This window comes from Pseudomonas sp. NPDC088368, from assembly GCF_044753445.1.
Classification (GTDB): Bacteria; Pseudomonadota; Gammaproteobacteria; order Pseudomonadales; family Pseudomonadaceae; genus Aquipseudomonas; species Aquipseudomonas bambusae.
This window is the reverse complement of the sequence record NZ_JBIVNG010000001.1, coordinates 394,983-414,425: the sequence shown is the minus strand read 5'-3', so window position 1 is coordinate 414,425 and position 19,443 is coordinate 394,983. Positions and strand designations below refer to the sequence as shown.

19 protein-coding genes are annotated in these 19,443 nt (G+C 59.1%); 13 read left to right on the top strand and 6 right to left on the bottom strand.

Translation table 11 applies throughout. From position 1 onward, the window contains the following. Window positions 1-59: 59 nt before the first annotated feature. The gene (locus ACIQAL_RS01800; RefSeq protein ID WP_401141766.1) at window positions 60-1,037 is read right to left on the bottom strand and encodes an OmpA family protein; all 978 of its coding nucleotides are present in this window, start codon (window positions 1,035-1,037) and stop codon (window positions 60-62) included. Between the two features lie 146 nt (window positions 1,038-1,183). On the opposite strand from ACIQAL_RS01800, the gene pyrC reads away from it, so the two are divergent. The 4 genes from pyrC to bfr all read left to right on the top strand — a co-directional run bounded on the left by pyrC (window position 1,184) and on the right by bfr (window position 3,997). Continuing rightward, a complete protein-coding gene (gene pyrC, locus ACIQAL_RS01795; RefSeq protein WP_401141765.1) occupies window positions 1,184-2,230 on the top strand; it encodes a dihydroorotase in 1,047 nt (348 codons plus the stop codon). Continuing rightward, window positions 2,227-2,904 (top strand): ribonuclease T, encoded by a 678-nt coding sequence (rnt, locus tag ACIQAL_RS01790; protein ID WP_401141763.1) that lies wholly within the window; start codon window positions 2,227-2,229, stop codon window positions 2,902-2,904. The genes pyrC and rnt overlap by 4 nt, the downstream gene beginning before the upstream one ends. A 196-nt stretch (window positions 2,905-3,100) precedes the next feature. After that, complete coding sequence (locus tag ACIQAL_RS01785; RefSeq protein WP_166593464.1) at window positions 3,101-3,319, top strand: bacterioferritin-associated ferredoxin; 219 nt, start codon at window positions 3,101-3,103, stop codon at window positions 3,317-3,319. A gap of 201 nt (window positions 3,320-3,520) precedes the next feature. Continuing rightward, on the top strand, window positions 3,521-3,997 hold the full coding sequence (gene bfr, locus ACIQAL_RS01780; protein WP_166593465.1) for a bacterioferritin: 477 nt from the start codon (window positions 3,521-3,523) through the stop codon (window positions 3,995-3,997). Between the two features lie 141 nt (window positions 3,998-4,138). On the opposite strand, the gene grxD is transcribed toward bfr, so the two are convergent. The 3 genes from grxD to ACIQAL_RS01765 form a co-directional block, all read right to left on the bottom strand. Next, window positions 4,139-4,468, bottom strand: a complete 330-nt coding sequence (gene grxD / locus ACIQAL_RS01775; RefSeq protein WP_341959557.1) for a Grx4 family monothiol glutaredoxin — start codon at window positions 4,466-4,468, stop codon at window positions 4,139-4,141. Window positions 4,469-4,584: 116 nt separating this feature from the next. Next, window positions 4,585-6,693, bottom strand: coding sequence for a molybdopterin oxidoreductase family protein (locus ACIQAL_RS01770; RefSeq protein ID WP_401141759.1), 2,109 nt, complete (start codon window positions 6,691-6,693; stop codon window positions 4,585-4,587). Window positions 6,694-6,840: 147 nt separating this feature from the next. Further along, entirely contained in the window at window positions 6,841-7,143 is a 303-nt protein-coding gene (locus tag ACIQAL_RS01765) for a hypothetical protein (RefSeq protein ID WP_166593468.1), read from the bottom strand. Between the two features lie 451 nt (window positions 7,144-7,594). On the opposite strand from ACIQAL_RS01765, the gene argF reads away from it, so the two are divergent. Beyond that, window positions 7,595-8,515, top strand: a complete 921-nt coding sequence (gene argF, locus ACIQAL_RS01760) for an ornithine carbamoyltransferase (protein WP_401141756.1) — start codon at window positions 7,595-7,597, stop codon at window positions 8,513-8,515. After that, the gene (locus tag ACIQAL_RS01755) at window positions 8,512-9,552 is read left to right on the top strand and encodes an ABC transporter ATP-binding protein (protein ID WP_401141754.1); all 1,041 of its coding nucleotides are present in this window, start codon (window positions 8,512-8,514) and stop codon (window positions 9,550-9,552) included. Before argF ends, ACIQAL_RS01755 begins: the two co-directional genes overlap by 4 nt. A gap of 144 nt (window positions 9,553-9,696) precedes the next feature. Here ACIQAL_RS01755 and ACIQAL_RS01750 read toward each other — a convergent pair whose 3' ends face one another. Then, window positions 9,697-10,485 carry a PhzF family phenazine biosynthesis protein gene (locus ACIQAL_RS01750; RefSeq protein WP_401141751.1) on the bottom strand — a complete coding sequence of 263 codons (789 nt, stop codon included), beginning with the start codon at window positions 10,483-10,485 and terminating at the stop codon, window positions 9,697-9,699. 95 nt (window positions 10,486-10,580) lie between these two features. Further along, window positions 10,581-11,051: a Cys-tRNA(Pro) deacylase gene (gene ybaK, locus ACIQAL_RS01745; protein ID WP_401141749.1), complete on the bottom strand. Its 471-nt coding sequence runs from the start codon at window positions 11,049-11,051 to the stop codon at window positions 10,581-10,583. A gap of 282 nt (window positions 11,052-11,333) precedes the next feature. Here ybaK and glpK point away from each other — a divergent pair, with 282 nt between their 5' ends. The 7 genes from glpK (at window position 11,334) to ACIQAL_RS01710 (ending at window position 19,441) form a co-directional block, all read left to right on the top strand. Next, a complete protein-coding gene (gene glpK, locus ACIQAL_RS01740) occupies window positions 11,334-12,842 on the top strand; it encodes a glycerol kinase GlpK (protein ID WP_401141746.1) in 1,509 nt (502 codons plus the stop codon). Window positions 12,843-13,051: 209 nt separating this feature from the next. Beyond that, on the top strand, window positions 13,052-13,807 hold the full coding sequence (locus ACIQAL_RS01735; protein WP_401141743.1) for a DeoR/GlpR family transcriptional regulator: 756 nt from the start codon (window positions 13,052-13,054) through the stop codon (window positions 13,805-13,807). 488 nt (window positions 13,808-14,295) lie between these two features. Further along, the gene (glpD, locus tag ACIQAL_RS01730) at window positions 14,296-15,834 is read left to right on the top strand and encodes a glycerol-3-phosphate dehydrogenase (protein ID WP_401141740.1); all 1,539 of its coding nucleotides are present in this window, start codon (window positions 14,296-14,298) and stop codon (window positions 15,832-15,834) included. A 431-nt stretch (window positions 15,835-16,265) separates the two neighbouring features. Continuing rightward, entirely contained in the window at window positions 16,266-17,183 is a 918-nt protein-coding gene (locus tag ACIQAL_RS01725; protein WP_341959564.1) for a glutamate/aspartate ABC transporter substrate-binding protein, read from the top strand. A gap of 115 nt (window positions 17,184-17,298) precedes the next feature. After that, the gene (locus tag ACIQAL_RS01720) at window positions 17,299-18,045 is read left to right on the top strand and encodes an amino acid ABC transporter permease (RefSeq protein WP_166593477.1); all 747 of its coding nucleotides are present in this window, start codon (window positions 17,299-17,301) and stop codon (window positions 18,043-18,045) included. Beyond that, window positions 18,042-18,710 (top strand): ABC transporter permease subunit, encoded by a 669-nt coding sequence (locus tag ACIQAL_RS01715; RefSeq protein ID WP_178115696.1) that lies wholly within the window; start codon window positions 18,042-18,044, stop codon window positions 18,708-18,710. The genes ACIQAL_RS01720 and ACIQAL_RS01715 overlap by 4 nt, the downstream gene beginning before the upstream one ends. Next, window positions 18,707-19,441 (top strand): amino acid ABC transporter ATP-binding protein, encoded by a 735-nt coding sequence (locus ACIQAL_RS01710; protein ID WP_341959565.1) that lies wholly within the window; start codon window positions 18,707-18,709, stop codon window positions 19,439-19,441. Before ACIQAL_RS01715 ends, ACIQAL_RS01710 begins: the two co-directional genes overlap by 4 nt. Window positions 19,442-19,443: the final 2 nt, after the last annotated feature.

Genomic DNA, 19,443 nt, shown 5'->3' with positions numbered 1-19,443 from the left:
ACAGTGTCGCGACAGCTTCTGACGACGAAGCGACAGAATCTGTCGAACACACGACCCGTTTACACCTTCGGCGCGTTGTTTCCAGCGGCGGCCGTGGGGGCGGGTGTCGCTGCAGGGGTCGGGACGGGCGGCGGCGGGGTGATAGGCGCAGGGGCTGCCGTCGGCGCAACGGCCGGTTTTTGCTCGGCGACGCGATCAAGGTGAATGTTCACCCGACGGTTGCGGGCGCGGTTGGCATTGTTGGTGTTGGGCACCAGCGGGTACTGCTCGCCGTGGAAACGCAGGGTGATCTGCTCTTCCGGCACGCCTTGGGCCTTGAGGTAATCCATAACGGCCAGCGCACGACGCCGCGACAGGTCGCGGTTGGTCAAACGGTTGCCGCTGTTATCGGAGTGCCCGTCCAGCTCCACCCGATTGACCGTCGGATCAGCCTTCATATAGGCCAGCACGGTGTCGAGGCGTCGTTTAGCCTGGGCATCGAGGTCGATTCCCCCACCGGGAAAGCCGATCTCCGCCTGACGGACCTGCTCGAAGTTCATGGGTAGCAGTTTCGCGGTGCACAGCTGAAAGTCGCTGTACGCCTGGCTGAATTTCACTGGCAGGAGACGGACTTCCATCGCACCGCCACCGTCGCGCAGCGCATGACGAATGACCGGACTGCGGCCTTCCATCAGCCCTGCGATCAATCGCCCGGCCTGCGCCTGGCTGGTGTTGAACGGAATATTGCCGTTACTGACCTTGACCGCCCCGAGGTTGAGATCCCCCCTTCCCGGCTGCCACGGGGCTGCCGCTGCGAGCAGCGTTGCGGACCCTGAAGCCAGGCTGTAGCCGTTAGCCTTCAGTCGGAAAGTCGGCTGCTCACCCGCACGACGCACGAACTCGCCCGCACCGAAGTCGGTGATCGGTTGAGTCAGACGACACTCGAATTGGTCGCCCTCTACCTTCCACTCGATATTCTCCAGACGCGTCTGGAAAGTGAGAGCCACGGCCGGCAGGCTGGCAAACACGCTGAGCAGGGCTAGATATCGCTGGCGCACGGGAGGCTCCACTAAAAAATTCACCGCGTAACAATTTATCGCTTACACGTGTCTATCGGTTACTTCCTACAAAACTTGATAGCGAGTGCCTGGATGAGTCTTTTCCGGTAGCATTCCCAGCGAGTTTGCCCGCCTGGAATCCCCCAATGTCCGACCGCCTGACCCTCCTGCGCCCCGACGACTGGCATATCCATCTTCGTGATGGCGCTGTTTTGCCCCACACCGTCGCTGACGTTGCGCGCACCTTTGGCCGCGCCATCATCATGCCGAACCTCGTGCCGCCAGTACGCAACGCGGAGCAAGCCGATGCCTATCGCCAGCGCATCCTCGCTGCCCGTCCGCAAGGCAGCCGCTTCGAGCCGCTGATGGTGCTGTACCTCACTGACGTGACGCAGCCCGAAGACATCCGCGCTGCCAAAGCCAGTGGCTTTGTGTATGCCGCCAAGCTGTACCCGGCTGGCGCCACCACCAACTCCGATTCGGGCGTGACCAGCGTCGACAAGATTTTCCCGGTCCTCGAAGCGATGGCCGAAGTCGGCATGCCGCTGTTGATCCACGGCGAAGTGACCCGTGGCGACATCGACGTGTTCGACCGTGAGAAGATCTTTATCGACGAGCACATGCGTCGTGTGGTCGAGCGCTTCCCTACGCTGAAAGTGGTGTTCGAACACATCACCACCGGCGATGCCGTGCAGTTCGTCAACGAGGCTTCTGCCAACGTCGGCGCCACCATCACCGCGCATCACTTGCTGTACAACCGCAACCACATGCTGGTGGGCGGGATTCGTCCGCACTTCTATTGCCTGCCAATCCTCAAGCGCAACACCCACCAGGTCGCGCTGCTGGACGCCGCCACCGGCGGCAGCAAAAAGTTCTTCCTTGGCACCGACTCGGCGCCGCACGCGCAGCATGCCAAAGAGGCCGCCTGCGGTTGTGCTGGCTGCTACACGGCGTACGCTGCGATCGAGCTGTACGCCGAAGCGTTCGAACAACGCAACGCGCTGGACAAGCTCGAAGGGTTCGCCAGCCTGAACGGCCCGGCGTTCTACGGCCTGCCCGCCAACACCGACACCATTACTCTGGTCCGCGAAGAATGGACCGCCCCTGCCAGCCTGCCGTTTGGCGAGCTGTCCGTTATCCCGCTGCGCGCCGGTGAGACACTGCGCTGGCGCCTGCTGGAGGAACACGCGTGAGTGAAGACCATTACGACGACGAACAGGAAGGTTCTGGCGGCGGCACAGGCTCCAGGCATCCGATGGCGGCACGCTTTCGTGGCTACCTGCCAGTCGTTGTCGACGTAGAAACCGGCGGTTTCAACGCGGCTACGGATGCCTTGCTGGAAATCGCTGCGACCACCATCGGCATGGATGAAAAGGGTTTCGTGTTCCCGGAGCACACCTATTTCTTCCGCGTCGAGCCGTTCGAAGGCGCCAACATCGAAGCCGCGGCGCTGGAGTTCACCGGTATCAAGCTTGATCACCCGCTGCGCATGGCTGTGAGTGAAGAAACCGCGCTGAATGACATCTTCCGTGGCGTACGCAAGGCGCTGAAAGCCAATGGCTGCAAGCGGGCGATTCTGGTCGGCCATAACGCCAGCTTCGATCTGGGCTTTCTGAATGCCGCCGTCGCGCGACTGGACATGAAGCGCAACCCGTTTCACCCATTCTCCAGTTTCGACACGGCGACGCTCGCAGGCTTGGCATACGGCCAGACCGTGCTGGCCAAGGCCTGCCAATCGGCGGACATCGACTTCGACGGTCGCGAAGCCCACTCGGCTCGTTACGACACTGAAAAGACCGCCGAGCTGTTCTGCGGCATCGTCAACCGCTGGAAAGAAATGGGCGGCTGGCACGACTTCGACGATTGATATCTCCTTCTCGTGCGTAAAGACCGGCCCGAGTGGCCGGTTTTTTTTTCGAGCTCATCCCTCCATGTCAAGATAGTTGTCATCTGACCATTCATCGGCCTTCAGCTGATGTTCAGGAAGTAGTTTTGACAAGCATTCTCATTAACATTAGTATCCGTCGCACATGAGCAAATAACTCAGCGACGGTCTTTTATTTATGTATGTCTGCCTTTGCCAAGGTGTTACCGACGGACAGATCCGCGAAGCAATCATGGAAGGATGCTGCAGTTACCGTGAAGTGCGCGAGACCCTGGGTGTCGCCAGCAAATGTGGGAAATGTGCCTGCTTGGCCAAGGAAGTGGTGCGTGAAACCCTGACAGAACTGCAAACGTCACAGGCCGCCCTCGCCTACCCCGCGGAATTTTCTGCTGCGTGATTCAACGAATTAAAAGAAACCGGACCCTGTGTCCGGTTTTTTTATGCCTGTAATTCAAGCGCTTAGCGATAAGATGCGGAACACAAACATTCTTATTCCTATTTATTTTCACTTATTATTCAATAACTTAGGTTTGACAGGGGATTATTCGAAGCTCAAACTTGCGGCTTATATACGAACATCTTCGACAGGACCTCGATCATGAAAGGCGACATTACAGTCATCCAGCATCTCAACAAGATCCTCGGAAACGAGCTGGTCGCGATCAACCAGTATTTTCTGCATGCGCGCATGTACGAAGATTGGGGCCTGAACAAGCTGGGCAAGCACGAGTACAAAGAATCCATCGACGAGATGAAACACGCTGACAAGCTGATCAAGCGCATCCTGTTCCTGGAAGGCCTGCCCAACCTGCAAGACCTGGGCAAAATCCTTATCGGCGAGCACACCAAGGAAATGCTGGAGTGCGACCTGAAGATCGAGCGTAAAGGCCACGCAGACCTGAAAGCCGCGATCGCTCACTGCGAAACCGTTGGCGACTTCGGCAGCCGTGAGCTGCTGGAAGACATTCTTGAGTCCGAGGAAGAACACATCGACTGGCTGGAAACCCAGCTGGGTCTGATCGACAAGGTCAGCATCGAGAACTACCTGCAATCGCAGATGGGCGAAGAAGACTGATCTCAGCCTGATCCTCGCAAAAAAGCCCCGCCCGGTGATGAACCTGGCGGGGCTTTTTGTTGGGTGTCGAACCCGCTCGGGAAGCACCCACAAAAAACCCCGTATCTCCTGAAAGACCGGGGCTTTTTAACAACCACCCAATCAGGCCGTTGCGTTCTTCTCGACCGCAGCCTTGATCAAGGTCTGCAATTCGCCTGCTGCGTGCATCTCGATGATGATGTCACTGCCGCCGACCAGCTCGCCGTCTACCCACAGTTGTGGGAACGTCGGCCAGTTCGCGTATTTCGGCAGGTTGGCGCGAATCTCAGGGTTCTGCAGGATATCGACGTACGCGAACTTCTCGCCACACGCCATCAAGGCTTGGGACGCCTTCGCCGAAAAGCCGCACTGCGGGGCATTCGGAGCGCCTTTCATGTAAAGCAGAACGGTGTTTTTGGCAATCTGGTCTTTGATCGTTTCGATGATATCCATGGAGCACCTCGGCTTAACTTTACGACTGTATGAGTCGACACGGTGGCGCATTCTAACCGATTCCCTAGCGTAACGCTCGGTCTTGGCTTTAATCGGCCTCATAAATATGATGAGCGTCATGCCGCTGCGACAGTGACCGGCACCCCGTTCAGCGCAGCGTTCCCGGACAGCGTGTCCATCTGCCGCTCGTCAGTCAGGTCGTTTGCACTCTCCCCCGGCTGATCGCGGGCAATGTCCATCTGCACGCCCGGCCGCCCATGCCCCCAACCGTGAGGCAGGCTCACCACACCGGGCATCATGTCCGCGCTGCCCATCACCTCGACCTCGATCATTCCCACCCGCGAACTTACTCGCACGCGCTGCCCGTCGCTCAGGCCACGGGTGGCGAGGTCGTCCGGGTGCATCAGCAGTTGATGGCGTGGCTTGCCTTTCACCAGCCGGTGGTAGTTGTGCATCCACGAGTTATTGCTGCGCACGTGACGCCGTCCGATCAGCAACAGCTCCTCCACTGACGGCATCGCAGCGGTGGCAAAGCGCACCAGATCGGCCAGGATCACCTCCGGCGCTGCCTGAACCCGCTGATTGGGCGTTTTCAGCCGCGTGGCGAGATTGGGTTTGAGCGCGCCCAGGTCCAGCCCATGAGGGTGGTCATGGAGCGTTTCCAGTGACAGCTTCATCGCCGAGGCATCGCCATAAAAGCCTGCGCGCAATCCACGATCCACCATTTGAGCCGGAGGAATCGTCGGTTTCAGCTCACGCCCGGCGCGCGCGGCGAAGGCCTTGGCCAGCCCGACGAAAATCTCCCAGTCATGCAGTGCGCCCTCAGGCTTGGCGAGAATGGCGCGATTGAAGCGGGTGACGTTACGCACCGCGAACATGTTGAACGTCGTGTCGTAATGATCGTTTTCCAGCGCCGAGGTCGAGGGCAGAATCAGGTCGGCGTGGCGCGTGGTTTCATTGATGTAGAGATCGACACTGACCATGAACTCCAGGCCATCCAGCGCCTGATCGAGCTGACGACCGTTGGGCGTCGACAATACCGGATTGCCCGCCACCGTGATCAACGCCTTAACCTGCCCTTCGCCTTCGGTGAGCATTTCTTCCGCCAGCGCCGACACCGGCAGCTCGCCGCTGTATTCGGGCAGACCCGAGACACGACTCTGCCAGCGATTGAAACCGCCGCCCGAGGTCGAGGCCACCAGATCCAGCGCAGGCTCAGTGCACAGCGCGCCGCCGACCCGGTCAAGGTTGCCAGTCACCAGATTGATCAGCTGCACCAGCCAATGGCACAGCGTGCCGAAGGCCTGCGTCGAGATGCCCATCCGCCCGTAACACACGGCGCTTTTCGCACCCGCGAAATCCCGAGCCAGTTGCCGGATGTCTTCGGCAGGCACCCCGCAACGCAGGCTCATGGCGTCCGTGTCCATGTGCGCGATGGCAGCCCGCACTTCTTCGAGGCCATCGACCGGCAGATGCGTGTCGCGGGTCAGGCTTTCGGCGAACAGCGTGTGCAGCAGGCCGAACAGCAGCGCCGCGTCGCCACCGGGGCGGATGAACATGTGTTGGTTGGCGATGGCAGCCGTTTCGCTACGCCGAGGATCGACCACCACGACTTTGCCGCCCCGCGCCTGAATCGCCTTCAAGCGCTTCTCTACGTCGGGTACGGTCATGATGCTGCCGTTGGAGGCGAGCGGGTTGCCGCCCAGAATCAGCATGAAATCGGTGTGGTCGATGTCGGCGATGGGCAGCAACAGGCCGTGGCCATACATCAGGTAGCTGGTGAGGTGATGGGGCAATTGGTCGACGGATGTCGCGGAGAATCGGTTGCGGGTTTTCAGCAGACCAAGGAAGTAATTGCTGTGGGTCATCAGCCCATAATTGTGAACGCTGGGGTTGCCCTGATAGACCGCGACAGCGTTTTGTCCGTGACGCTGCTGGATGTCCAGCAGACGCTCGGCCACCAGTTCGAACGCGTCCTGCCAGGCGATGGGATGCCACTCGCTGCCGATACGGCGCATAGGCTGTCGCAAGCGGTCGGGGTCGTTCTGGATGTCTTGCAAAGCCACCGCTTTCGGGCAGATATGCCCTCGGCTGAACGTGTCTTGCGCGTCGCCCTTGATCGAGCTGATACGCACGCTGGCATCGTCTTCAAGGGTGGTTTCGATGGTCAGGCCACAGATGGCCTCGCACAGGTGACAGGCACGGTGGTGGAGAGTCTTGGTCATCGCCAGTCTCATGTTTTTGTGTGGCGATCGGCGCGATCGCGGAAACAAAACTATGGAGCCTGGCGCGGCACTTCGCCAGAAACGTCAGTGCCGTGAATCGGACAGCATCAGGCGAGCCGATAGCTCACCTGAGCAAAGGAACGGGGATCAGGAAGCCGAACCGCCGATGGGCGTGACCACCTTGCGCTTCAGCTGAATCTCATGAACGGTCTCGACCTGTTCCTGGGAGACCTGCACGCCCGTCAGTTCGCCAATCAAACGCCAATGGTCATCCAGTCCGGCACTGATGGTGGCCATGCGGTCGATCATGCGGCGACCTGCCGAACGGGTCACTTCATCTTCACTGCGCATCAGCTCGAACGACATCGACGTCATGGAAGCAGTGAGGTGCGTGAGGGTGCGAGCCGTGAGCCCGAGCAGTTCCGTCAGTTGTTTCTCTTTTGAATCCATTCCCCACCCCTTCTGGAGGACATAAGCGGCCTTTATAACCCACGCCACACGTTTAGGAAACGTCCCGGTTTCCACGGCGTGAAGCATGTCGCATTAGGTTCAGCAGCATTTTGAAACTGTTGCAAAAACGGCAGTAATTGCCAGTGTCCAGCGAAGCGGTGTACAACCTTTGCCCTTCGCGGTGGACGCAGATGGCGAATTGCCTTCGCTTCGTACGCAACTGTAGCACTTCGTTACATGAAAAGCGTCCTGACCACGCCATTTTCAAGCGACCGGACGTCTGACAATTTTTTTCGAACATGCCGGGCCTTGGCACGAGGCGACATTTTCTTATACCCTCGCGCCTTCCCTATTCGTCGCCCCGTGCGGCTTTTGCCGCAGGTCTCGCCCGTTTTCCCGATAAAACCCGGCTTAGAGGATCTGCGGTCTGTTGCAGACAAGGTAGTTAATGATGATCACCAGGCACTTTCTCTCGATGATGGATTACACGCCAGACGAACTGAGCGCCGTGATCCGTCGAGGCATTGAGCTGAAGGACTTGCGAAACCGAGGCGTGTTGTTCGAGCCGCTGAGAGGTCGAGTGCTGGCCATGATCTTCGAGAAATCTTCGACTCGGACTCGCGTTTCGTTCGAAGCCGGCATGATCCAGCTCGGCGGTCAGGCCATCTTTTTGTCCCCTCGCGACACCCAACTGGGGCGTGGCGAACCGATTGCCGACGGCGCGCGCGTCATGTCGCGCATGGTCGATGCGGTCATGATCCGCACGTTCGCCCACAGCAACCTCATCGAATTCGCTGCAAATTCCCGTGTGCCTGTGATCAACGGCCTGTCCGACGATCTGCACCCGTGCCAGTTACTGGCCGACATGCAGACCTTCCTCGAACATCGCGGTGCGATCAAGGGCAAGACCGTGGCCTGGATCGGCGACGGCAACAACATGTGCAACAGCTATATAGAAGCGGCGATCCAGTTCGACTTCCAACTGCGCGTCGCCTGCCCTGAAGGCTACGAGCCGAGCCCACGCTTCCTGGCGCTGGCCGGCGACCGCGTGACCGTGACCCGCGACCCGCGTGAAGCGGTCAAGGGCGCGCATTTGATCAGCACCGACGTCTGGACCTCCATGGGCCAGGAAGAGGAAACCGCCAAGCGCATCGCGCTGTTCAAGCCTTTCCAGGTCACTCGCGAACTGCTCGATCTGGCCGCTGACGACGTGCTGTTCATGCACTGTCTGCCTGCCCACCGGGGTGAGGAGATCAGTGAAGACCTGCTCGACGATCCACGTTCAGTGGCGTGGGATCAGGCGGAAAATCGTCTGCATGCGCAAAAGGCGCTGCTCGAATTTCTGGTGGCGCCTGCCTACCAACCTGCATGAGTGAGCCGATGCTGCTGCAACTGCGTGACCTGGCCTGCGGTTATCAAGACCAACGCGTGGTGCAGAACCTGAATCTGTACCTCAACGCCGGAGACATCGGGTGCCTGCTCGGCTCGTCGGGCTGCGGCAAGACCACCACGTTGCGCGCCATCGCCGGTTTCGAACCGGTGCACGCGGGTGAAATCAGCCTCGCGGGCGACGTCATCTCCAGACCCGGCTTCACCCTCGCGCCCGAGAAGCGCCGGATCGGCATGGTGTTTCAGGACTACGCGCTGTTCCCGCACCTGACTGTCGCGGACAACATCGCCTTCGGCATTCGGCATCATCCGCGCCTGGCACAGGTGGTCGAAGAAATGTTGGCGTTGGTCAACCTCGGCGCGCTGGGCAAGCGGCATCCCCATGAGCTTTCGGGCGGCCAGCAACAACGCGTCGCCTTGGCGCGGGCATTGGCACCAGAACCGCAATTGCTGCTGCTCGACGAACCTTTTTCCAACCTCGATGGCGAGCTGCGCCGACGTTTGAGCCATGAGGTGCGCGATATTCTCAAGGCCCGAGGCACCAGCGCGATTCTGGTGACCCACGATCAGGAAGAAGCCTTCGCCGTCAGCGATCAGGTGGGGGTGTTCAAGGAAGGACGCCTTGAACAATGGGATACGCCTTACAACCTTTATCACCGACCGGCTACGCGCTATGTCGCCAGTTTTGTCGGCCAGGGTTATTTCATTCGTGGGCAAATGATGGATGGCGAGTCGGTGCAGACCGAACTCGGCGTACTGCGTGGGACCTGTGCCCGTGATCCTGTAGGCACGGTCGATGTGCTGCTGAGGCCGGACGACATCATGTATGCGCCGGACAGCCCAGTGAAAGCCCGAGTCATCAGCAAAACCTTTCAGGGCGCCGCGACGCTGTATCGCTTGCAGCTGCCAAGCGGGACGCCACTGGAAGCCTTGTTCCCCAGCCAAGCTGATCTGCACGCGGGAGATGACGTCGGTATCCGCGTAACGGCTCAGAATCTGGTGCTGTTTCCTGCGTCCTGACGAACACCCCTCGCTGAGATTGGGAACACAGTCCCCTGCAGGACCGAATTCATTCGCGAATAGATCGTACAGCCGATGAAGGTCCGTCGCCTGCACCACCCTTTCGCGAATGAATTCGCTCCCACAGAGGACGCGGCGGTGAACTCACCCGACCATCAACACCCCACTCGCCACCAACGTCGCATACCCGCCAATCTTCACCCGATCTCCCTCCAGACGACAGAACAACTCGCCCCCTCGCGCCGAACTCTGATGGGCTGTCAGGCTGAATTTGTTCAGGCGTGCCGACCAATACGGAATCAGGCTGCAATGGGTCGAGCCGGTGACCGGGTCTTCGGGAATGCCGTTCCCCGGCGCGAAATAGCGAGAGACAAAATCATGCGCGTCGCCATCGCCTTTCGCAGTGATGATCACCCCCGGCCATGGCAGCCGGGCGATGGCAGCCATGTCAGGCTTGCAATCGCGAACCGCCTGCTCGGACTCCAGCACCACCAACAGCGCCGCAGCGCCCAGCGCGTCGACGACTTCGGTGTTCAGCGCGCGTTCGATATCCACCGTCACGCCCACTTCACTCGGCGGCAGAGAGGGAAAATCCAGCAACAGGCGTCCGTTCTCGCGGCTGACGCTCAGCGGCCCTGACTGGCTGATGAACTGAATGGTGTCAGACGTTTCGCCATACTTTTCATACAACACATAGGCGCTGGCCAACGTCGCATGCCCGCACAGCGGGACTTCATTGGTAGGCGTGAACCAACGGATATGCCAGCCCTGCGCCTCCCGCACAACAAAAGCGGTTTCGGACAGGTTGTGTTCCGTCGCAATGCGCTGCATCAGCTCATCCGACAGCCAGGCATCGAGGCGATACACCATCGCAGGGTTGCCTGCGAACGGTCGGTCACTGAAGGCATCGACTTGATGAAATTCAAGCTGCATGGAAGGCATCCCCAATCGTTATTGTTCGAGCGCCCTGCCCTGCATCAGCCTGAATGACTACAGCAAGACACGGCATATCTGACGATGCATCCGGATCATTCGCGGCCAATCTGAGCAAACGTCGCACCGGTATGTTGAGCAAGTACCGCCGCCGACAGTTCAACCTCAAGCCCTCGACGACCAGCGCTGACAAAAATGGTCGCGAACGGTTGGGCGGACACGTCAATAAACGTTCTGAGCCGTTTCTTTTGACCGAACGGGCTGATCCCGCCCAACAGATAACCCGTAGACCGTTGCGCGGCGGCGGGGTCGGCCATCTCGGCTTTTTTCGCCCCTGCCGCATGGGCCAGGGCCTTGAGGTCCAGCGAACCCACCACCGGCACCACGGCCACCAGCAACTCACCCTTCTCGGTGCTGGCCAGCAGCGTCTTGAAGACTTGCTCGGGTTGCAGATTCAGCTTTTCAGCGGCTTCCAGGCCATAGGACGCGGCCTTGGGGTCATGTTCGTAACTGTGGACACGGTGTTCGGCGCGAACTTTTTTCAGTAAATCCAATGCGGGGGTCATGCAGCACTCCAGACGACCAGGGTATTTCGTGTTGGCTGTCGCTACTTTAGGCCATCTGCTGTCGAAACGCCTCTGTTCAGCGGCTGTCCCAGCGTGAAATCGTTAAGCCCTGAAAAACAGAGACACCGTTCACTTTCGACTTTGACAATGTTCGTTTACGTCTATATTTTTTCGAATACGAATATTCAGCCTTCAACGGTGAGGCCGCCTCATCACCTGACGGGTTTTCGCACGTACACTGACGACAGTCCCGAACACCCGCTTTATCACCAGGCAATCGACATGACCGACAACGACAACAAGAATTACATCATCGCCCTCGATCAAGGTACGACCAGCTCCCGCGCAATCATCTTCGACCGCGATGCCAACGTGGTGAGTACCGCCCAGAGCGAATTCGTGCAGCACTACCCGCAGCCAGGCTGGGTGGAGCACGATCCGATGGAAATCTTCGCCACCCAGACCGCCTGCATGACCAAAGTGCTGGCCCAGGCCAACCTGCATCACAACCAGATCGCTGCCATTGGCATCACCAACCAGCGCGAAACCACGGTGGTCTGGGAGAAAGACACTGGGCGGCCGATCTACAACGCCGTGGTCTGGCAATGCCGTCGCAGCACCGAGATTTGTCAGCAGCTCAAGCGCGACGGGCTGGAGGACTACATTCGGGACACCACCGGTCTGGTGATCGACCCGTATTTTTCCGGCAGCAAACTGAAGTGGATTCTCGACCACGTCGAAGGCAGCCGCGAACGTGCCCGTCGGGGCGAGTTGCTGTTCGGCACCGTTGATAGCTGGCTGATCTGGAAATTCACCGGTGGCAAGGTGCACGTCACCGATTACACCAACGCCTCGCGCACCATGATGTTCAACATCCATACCCTCGAATGGGACCAGCGGATGCTGGATGTGCTCGACGTGCCTCGGGAAATGCTGCCCGAGGTGAAGTCCTCATCTGAAGTTTACGGCCACAGCAAAAGCGGCATCGCCATCGCTGGTATCGCGGGGGACCAGCAATCGGCCCTGTTCGGCCAGATGTGCGTGGAACCCGGCCAGGCCAAGAACACGTACGGCACCGGCTGTTTCCTGTTGATGAACACGGGCAAGAAAGCCGTGAAATCCAACCACGGCCTGCTTACCACCATCGGCTGCGGTCCACGTGGCGAAGTGGCGTATGCGCTGGAAGGCGCGGTGTTCAACGGCGGCTCGACGGTGCAGTGGCTGAGGGATGAACTGAAGATCGTCAACGACTCCATGGACACCGAGTACTTCGCGACCAAGGTGAAGAACAGCAACGGCGTGTACCTGGTGCCCGCGTTCACGGGACTTGGCGCACCGTATTGGGACCCTTACGCCCGTGGCGCGCTGTTCGGCCTGACCCGGGGCGTGAAGGTCGATCACATCATCCGGGCCGCGCTGGAATCCATCGCCTACCAGACCCGCGACGTCCTCGACGCCATGCAGCAGGACGCCGCCGAACCGCTCAAGGCCCTCCGCGTGGACGGCGGCGCGGTGGCCAACAACTTCCTGATGCAGTTCCAGGCCGACATTCTGGGCACCCAGGTCGAGCGCCCGAAAATGCGCGAAACCACGGCCTTGGGCGCGGCGTATCTGGCGGGTCTTGCCATCGGCTTCTGGAGCGGGCTGGACGAGTTGAAAGACAAGGCAGTAATCGAACGCAAATTCGAACCGCAATGCGACGAGGCGGAGAAGGAAAAGCTGTACGCGGGCTGGCGCAAGGCGGTGGAGCGCACGCGGGATTGGGAGCCGCACGAAGACGCGGAGTCATAAGCCACAGCGCGATTCAACGGGTCGCCTGGTTTCACTGTAGGAGCGAATTCATTCGCGATGCTGTGGTACATCCGACAGATCTCTATCGAATGTACCGGCCGCTCGCGAATGAATTCGCTCCTACAGGTTTGATCTTTGAGATTCTTTTTCCGGCTGACAGGTAATGGCTGCCTGCGGCATCATGGGCGCTCTTGCCCGAAGGAAGAAAAATGAATCTGCCACCCCGTCAACAGCAGATCCTCGAGCTGGTCCGTGAACGCGGCTACGTCAGCATCGAAGAAATGGCCCAATTGTTCGTCGTGACCCCGCAAACCATTCGGCGCGACATCAACCAACTGGCAGAGATGAACCTTTTGCGTCGCTACCACGGTGGCGCAGCGTATGACTCCAGCATCGAAAACACCGCCTACGCCATGCGCGCGGACCAGATGCGCGACGAGAAACAGCGCATCGCCGAAGCCATCGCGGCGCAGATTCCCGATCACGCCTCGCTGTTCATCAACATCGGCACCACCACCGAATCCATCGCCCGCGCTTTGCTCAACCACAGTCACCTGAAGATCATCACCAACAACCTGCACGTGGCGTCGATCCTCAGCGGCAAGGACGACTTCGAAGTGCTGCTGGCCGGGGGCAATGTGCGCCGTGACGGCGGTGTGGTGGGTCAGGCGAGCGTTGATTTCATCACCCAGTTCAAGGTCGATTTCGCGCTGGTGGGCATCAGCGGCATCGACGAAGACGGCAGCCTGCTGGATTTCGATTATCAGGAAGTCCGCGTCTCCCAGGCGATCATCGCCAATGCGCGTCAAGTCATTCTGGCGGCGGACTCCAGCAAATTCGGCCGCAACGCCATGGTACGCCTGGGCCCGATCACCCTGATCGACTGCCTCGTCACCGACCAGCCCCCCGCGCCTGCACTGGCGCAACTGCTGACGCAGAACAAGATTCGGCTGGAAGTCGTATAAGTTTCTGATAGCCGGCGTATCGCGCTGGCTTTGGCTCCGGCGTTGGCGTTGGCGTTGGCGTTGGCGTTGGCGTTGGCTTTTGATTCTGGCCGCAGGCCGTGGGAGCTGGCTTGCCTGCGATCTGGCGCGAAGCGGCAGCGAAACATGTGATTGCGTCGTACCAGGCGCACCGCGTTTACCGAATTCACTGCCGCTTCGCAGCAGATCGCAGGCAAGCCAGCTCCCACGCCCTGCGGGCAGAATCAAAAAACAAACCGCGTTACCCCGTCCAACATCTTCAACCCAATCAAAAACAAATCGCGCTACTGCAACGGCCTGTCCGAACATGATCATGTTCGCTTTTGTTCCTTTCCCTCCCCTCCCATCAGTATTTTCAATCAATACCGAGTGGTGGCCTCGGTCTTATTGCGTTACTATTTTCGAAAATGAACGTAAATGTTCGAATTCGCCAAAATCGAACGTGACCGAATTCTCGACAGGAGGCCCCGATGGCCCACTCCGCCTTGCCCACCCCACCGCTTTCCGAGGTTTATGACATTGCCGTGATCGGCGGTGGCATCAATGGCGTCGGGATCGCAGCGGATGCATCGGGACGCGGCCTGTCAGTGTTCCTTTGCGAAAAGGATGACCTCGCCAGCCACACCTCGTCGGCCAGTAGCAAGCTGATCCACGGTGGCCTGCGCTACCTCGAACATTACGAATTCCGTCTGGTGCGTGAGGCGTTGGCCGAGCGTGAAGTGCTGCTGGAGAAGGCGCCGCACATCGTCAAGCCCATGCGTTTCGTGCTGCCCCATCGTCCGCACTTGCGTCCTGCATGGATGATCCGTGCAGGTCTGTTCCTCTATGACCACCTCGGCAAACGCGAAAAGCTGCCCGCGTCGAAAAGCCTGCGCTTCGGTGCTGGCAGCCCGCTCAACGCCACTATCACCCGTGGTTTCGAATACTCGGATTGCTGGGTAGATGACGCCCGTCTCGTGGTGCTCAATGCGATGGCGGCACGGGAAAAAGGCGCGCACATTCACACCCAGACCCGCTGCCTCAGTGCTCGACGCAGCAACGGCCTGTGGCACCTGAACATGGAACGCGCCGATGGCAGCCTTTTCTCCATTCGTGCCAGGGCGTTGGTGAACGCGGCCGGCCCATGGGTCGCCAAGTTCATTCGCGAAGATTTGAAGCTGGAGTCGCAATATGGCATTCGCCTGATCCAAGGCAGCCATTTGATCGTGCCGAAACTGTACGAAGGCGAAAACGCGTTCATCCTGCAGAACGAGGATCAGCGCATCGTCTTCGCGATTCCGTATCTGGAGCGGTTCACCATCATTGGCACCACCGATCGCGAATACACCGGTGACCCGGCCAAAGTGGCGATCACCGAAGGCGAGACCGATTACCTGCTGAAGATTGTCAACGAACACTTCAAGAAGCAGCTCAGCCGCGACGACATTATCCGCACCTATTCTGGCGTGCGCCCGCTGTGCAACGACGAATCCGACAACCCCTCAGCGATCACCCGCGACTACACCCTGTCGCTGTCCGGTGGCGCGGGCGAGCCGCCGATCTTGTCGGTGTTCGGTGGGAAACTGACGACCTATCGCAAGCTGGCGGAGTCGGCGATGCAACAGCTGGCGCCGTTCTTCACCCAGATGCGTCCGAGCTGGACCGCCAAGGCGAGCCTGCCGGGTGGAGAAAACATGACCAAGCCAGCGGCCTTGGCAGCTGAGTTGCAACAACGCTGCCCTTGGCTGCCTGCAGACCTTGCCAAGCGTTGGTCGATCACCTACGGCTCACGCAGCTGGCGCATCATCGACGGCGCGCAAGGGTTGGCGGATTTGGGCGAACACCTCGGTGGTGGCCTTTACAGCCGCGAGGTGGATTATCTGTGCAGCCAAGAATGGGCGACGAAAGCTGACGACATCCTGTGGCGTCGGACCAAGCTCGGCCTGTTCACCACGGCGGAAGAACAGCAGAACGTGCAGGCGTACCTCGATAAAGTCGCCCGGAGCAAAGGGGCCATCGAGGCCGCTTGATTTCCCGGCGACACACCGGATCGACTGACACCCCTCGGCCTCTCTGTGGGAGCGAATTCATTCGCGAATGATCCGACAGGCGATGCATCGTCATCGTCAGTAACCTCTTTCGCGAATGAATTCGCTCCCACAGACTGCGAGCGTTTTGCCTGATTCATCCACACAGGCATTCGGTTTTCCGAACACCCCTCTCTCGCCTATTCGGCATTCCGTACGATTCATCCTCCCTCTATCGCAACAATAAAATAAAATCCCTTTAATTTCAGTGAGTTAAAACATGTCACATGCTTGGCATGACTCATGCTCTACACTCAATCACGATTGCTCCGATGTAGCGTGCCGCCTGAATTGGGCCGCCGTTGTAGCGTTCTGAAACCGATAGGGCCGACCCAACACGGACCCATAAGAAAAACAAAGTCGAGGAGAAACAGATGCGTATCGTTCCCCACATTCTGGGCGTTGCCATTGCTGCAGCCGCTTTGATCAGCACCCCAGTGTCCGCCGCCGAGCTGACCGGCACTCTGAAAAAAATCAACGATTCCGGCACCATCACCCTCGGTCACCGCGACTCGTCCATTCCGTTCTCGTACATCGCTGACGCTTCCGGCAAACCTGTCGGTTACTCCCACGACATTCAGCTTGCCATCGTCGAAGCGATCAAAAAAGACCTGAACAAGCCAGATCTGAACGTCAAGTACAACCTGGTCACTTCCCAGACCCGTATCCCGCTGGTTCAGAACGGCACTGTCGACGTTGAGTGTGGTTCGACCACCAACAACGCCGAGCGCGCTCAGCAAGTCGACTTCTCCGTCGGCATTTTCGAAATCGGCACCAAGCTGCTGACCAAGGTCGGTTCGCCGTACAACGACTTCGATGATCTGAAAGGCAAGAACGTCGTGACCACCGCGGGCACCACGTCCGAGCGCATTATCAAAGCGATGAACGCTGACAAGCAGATGGGCATGAACGTCATTTCCGCCAAAGACCACGGTGAGTCCTTCCAGATGCTGGAATCGGGCCGTGCCGTTGCATTCATGATGGATGACGCACTGCTGGCGGGCGAAATGGCCAAGGCCAAGAAGCCAACCGACTGGCACGTGACCGGCACCCCGCAATCCTATGAAATCTACGGTTGCATGGTTCGTAAAGACGACCCAGCGTTCAAGAAAGCCGTGGACGACGCGATTGTCGGCCTCTACAAGTCGGGCGAGATCAACAAGATCTACGACAAGTGGTTCACCCAGCCAATTCCTCCAAAAGGCCTGAACCTGAGCTTCCCGATGAGCGAAGAGCTCAAGAAGCTGATCGCCAACCCGAACGACAAGCCAGCGCCGGACAAGAAGGCTTAAGCCCTTCGCTCCGTTATCACAAAAAGATAAGCCTGATTTCCGGGGACGTAATAAGTCCCCGGAAGCCGCTGCCCTTGGCATGCGCGCATAACGATCGATCAGAGGGGAGACCCTGATGAATTACAACTGGGACTGGAGCGTATTCTTCAAGTCCACTGGCGTCGGCACCGAGACCTATCTGGACTGGTATGTATCCGGTCTGGGCTGGACCATCGGCATCTCCATCGTCGCCTGGATCATCGCGTTAATCCTGGGCTCAGTGCTCGGGGTGATGCGCACGGTGCCCAATCGCATCGTGTCTTCCATCGCCACGGTTTACGTGGAAATTTTCCGTAACGTGCCACTGCTGGTGCAGCTGTTCATCTGGTACTTCCTGGTGCCGGATCTGCTGCCTGAGAACCTGCAGGAGTGGTACAAGCAGGACCTGAACCCGACCACCTCGGCCTTTCTGAGCGTTGTCGTGTGCCTGGGTCTGTTCACCGCCGCACGGGTTTGCGAACAAGTGCGCACCGGTATCCAGGCGTTGCCTCGCGGCCAGGAATCCGCCGCGCGCGCCATGGGTTTCAAACTGCCGCAGATCTACTGGAACGTGCTGCTGCCGCAGGCTTACCGGATCATCATCCCGCCGCTCACCTCCGAATTCCTCAACGTGTTCAAGAACTCGTCGGTGGCCTCGCTGATCGGTCTGATGGAATTGCTGGCCCAGACCAAACAGACCGCCGAGTTTTCCGCGAACCTGTTCGAAGCCTTCACCCTCGCCACCTTGATCTACTTCACGCTGAACATGAGTCTGATGTTGCTCATGCGTCTGGTCGAGAAGAAAGTCGCCGTGCCGGGCCTGATCTCCGTGGGAGGTAAATAATGGACTTCTCTGGAATCATCCCCGCCATTCCAGGCATGTGGAACGGCATGGTCATGACCTTGCAGTTGATGGTCATGGGCGTGGTCGGCGGCATCATCATCGGGACCCTTCTGGCCCTGATGCGCCTGTCGTCGAGCAAACTGTTGTCGCGCATCGCCGGTGCCTACGTCAACTATTTCCGCTCGATCCCGCTGCTGCTGGTCATCACCTGGTTCTACCTGGCGGTGCCGTTCGTGCTGCGCTGGATCACCGGCCAGGACACTCCGGTCGGCGCGTTCACCTCCTGCGTCGTGGCCTTCATGATGTTCGAGGCCGCGTACTTCTGCGAAATCGTCCGTGCCGGTGTGCAGTCGATTTCCCGTGGACAGATGGGTGCCGCGCAAGCGCTGGGCATGACCTACGGCCAGATGATGCGCCTGATTATCCTGCCGCAAGCCTTCCGCAAGATGACCCCGCTGCTGCTGCAGCAGAGCATCATTCTGTTTCAGGACACCTCGCTGGTTTACACGGTCGGTCTGGTGGACTTCCTCAACTCAGCCCGTTCCAGCGGCGACATCATTGGTCGTTCCAATGAATTCCTGATCGTCGCGGGTCTGGTGTACTTCACGATCAGCTTCGTGGCCGCGCGTCTGGTCAAGCTCATGCAAAAAAGGTTAGCCGTATGATTTCCATCAAAAATATCAACAAGTGGTATGGGGACTTCCAGGTGCTGACCGATTGCAGCACTGAGGTCAAGAAAGGCGAAGTGATCGTGGTCTGCGGCCCGTCCGGTTCGGGCAAATCGACCCTGATCAAGTGCGTCAACGCGCTGGAACCGTTCCAGAAAGGCGACATCGTGGTCGATGGCACCTCCATTGCCGACCCGAAGACCAACCTGCCGAAACTGCGTTCCCGCGTGGGTATGGTGTTCCAGCACTTCGAGCTGTTCCCGCACCTGACCATCACTGAAAACCTGACCATTGCGCAGATCAAGGTCTTGGGCCGCAGCAAGGAAGAAGCCACCAAAAAAGGCCTGGCCCTGCTGGAGCGCGTCGGCTTGTCGGCTCACGCTCACAAGCACCCTGGCCAACTGTCCGGCGGCCAGCAGCAGCGCGTGGCGATTGCCCGTGCGCTGGCGATGGACCCGGTGGTCATGCTGTTCGACGAACCGACCTCCGCCCTCGACCCTGAGATGGTCAACGAAGTGCTGGACGTGATGGTACAGCTCGCCCACGAAGGCATGACCATGATGTGCGTGACCCACGAAATGGGCTTCGCCCGAAAAGTGGCCGACCGCGTGATCTTCATGGACAAGGGCCAGATCATCGAAGACTGCGTCAAGGACGAATTCTTCGGCGACGTCAGCGCCCGTTCCGAACGCGCTCAGCACTTCCTGAACAAAATCCTGCAGCACTAACC

Bases quoted from the DNA above. Each gene is read 5' to 3' on its own strand.
- ACIQAL_RS01770 (WP_401141759.1), bottom strand. From the start codon at position 6,693: ATGACCAAGACTCTCCACCACCGTGCCTGTCACCTGTGCGAGGCCATC.
- ACIQAL_RS01725 (WP_341959564.1), top strand. From the start codon at position 16,266: ATGCGTATCGTTCCCCACATTCTGGGCGTTGCCATTGCTGCAGCCGCT.
- ACIQAL_RS01765 (WP_166593468.1), bottom strand. From the start codon at position 7,143: ATGGATTCAAAAGAGAAACAACTGACGGAACTGCTCGGGCTCACGGCT.
- glpD (WP_401141740.1), top strand. From the start codon at position 14,296: ATGGCCCACTCCGCCTTGCCCACCCCACCGCTTTCCGAGGTTTATGAC.
- ACIQAL_RS01710 (WP_341959565.1), top strand. From the start codon at position 18,707: ATGATTTCCATCAAAAATATCAACAAGTGGTATGGGGACTTCCAGGTG.
- ACIQAL_RS01785 (WP_166593464.1), top strand. From the start codon at position 3,101: ATGTATGTCTGCCTTTGCCAAGGTGTTACCGACGGACAGATCCGCGAA.
- glpK (WP_401141746.1), top strand. From the start codon at position 11,334: ATGACCGACAACGACAACAAGAATTACATCATCGCCCTCGATCAAGGT.
- pyrC (WP_401141765.1), top strand. From the start codon at position 1,184: ATGTCCGACCGCCTGACCCTCCTGCGCCCCGACGACTGGCATATCCAT.
- grxD (WP_341959557.1), bottom strand. From the start codon at position 4,468: ATGGATATCATCGAAACGATCAAAGACCAGATTGCCAAAAACACCGTT.
- bfr (WP_166593465.1), top strand. From the start codon at position 3,521: ATGAAAGGCGACATTACAGTCATCCAGCATCTCAACAAGATCCTCGGA.
- argF (WP_401141756.1), top strand. From the start codon at position 7,595: ATGATCACCAGGCACTTTCTCTCGATGATGGATTACACGCCAGACGAA.
- ACIQAL_RS01750 (WP_401141751.1), bottom strand. From the start codon at position 10,485: ATGCAGCTTGAATTTCATCAAGTCGATGCCTTCAGTGACCGACCGTTC.
- ACIQAL_RS01720 (WP_166593477.1), top strand. From the start codon at position 17,299: ATGAATTACAACTGGGACTGGAGCGTATTCTTCAAGTCCACTGGCGTC.
- ACIQAL_RS01735 (WP_401141743.1), top strand. From the start codon at position 13,052: ATGAATCTGCCACCCCGTCAACAGCAGATCCTCGAGCTGGTCCGTGAA.
- ACIQAL_RS01755 (WP_401141754.1), top strand. From the start codon at position 8,512: ATGAGTGAGCCGATGCTGCTGCAACTGCGTGACCTGGCCTGCGGTTAT.
- ybaK (WP_401141749.1), bottom strand. From the start codon at position 11,051: ATGACCCCCGCATTGGATTTACTGAAAAAAGTTCGCGCCGAACACCGT.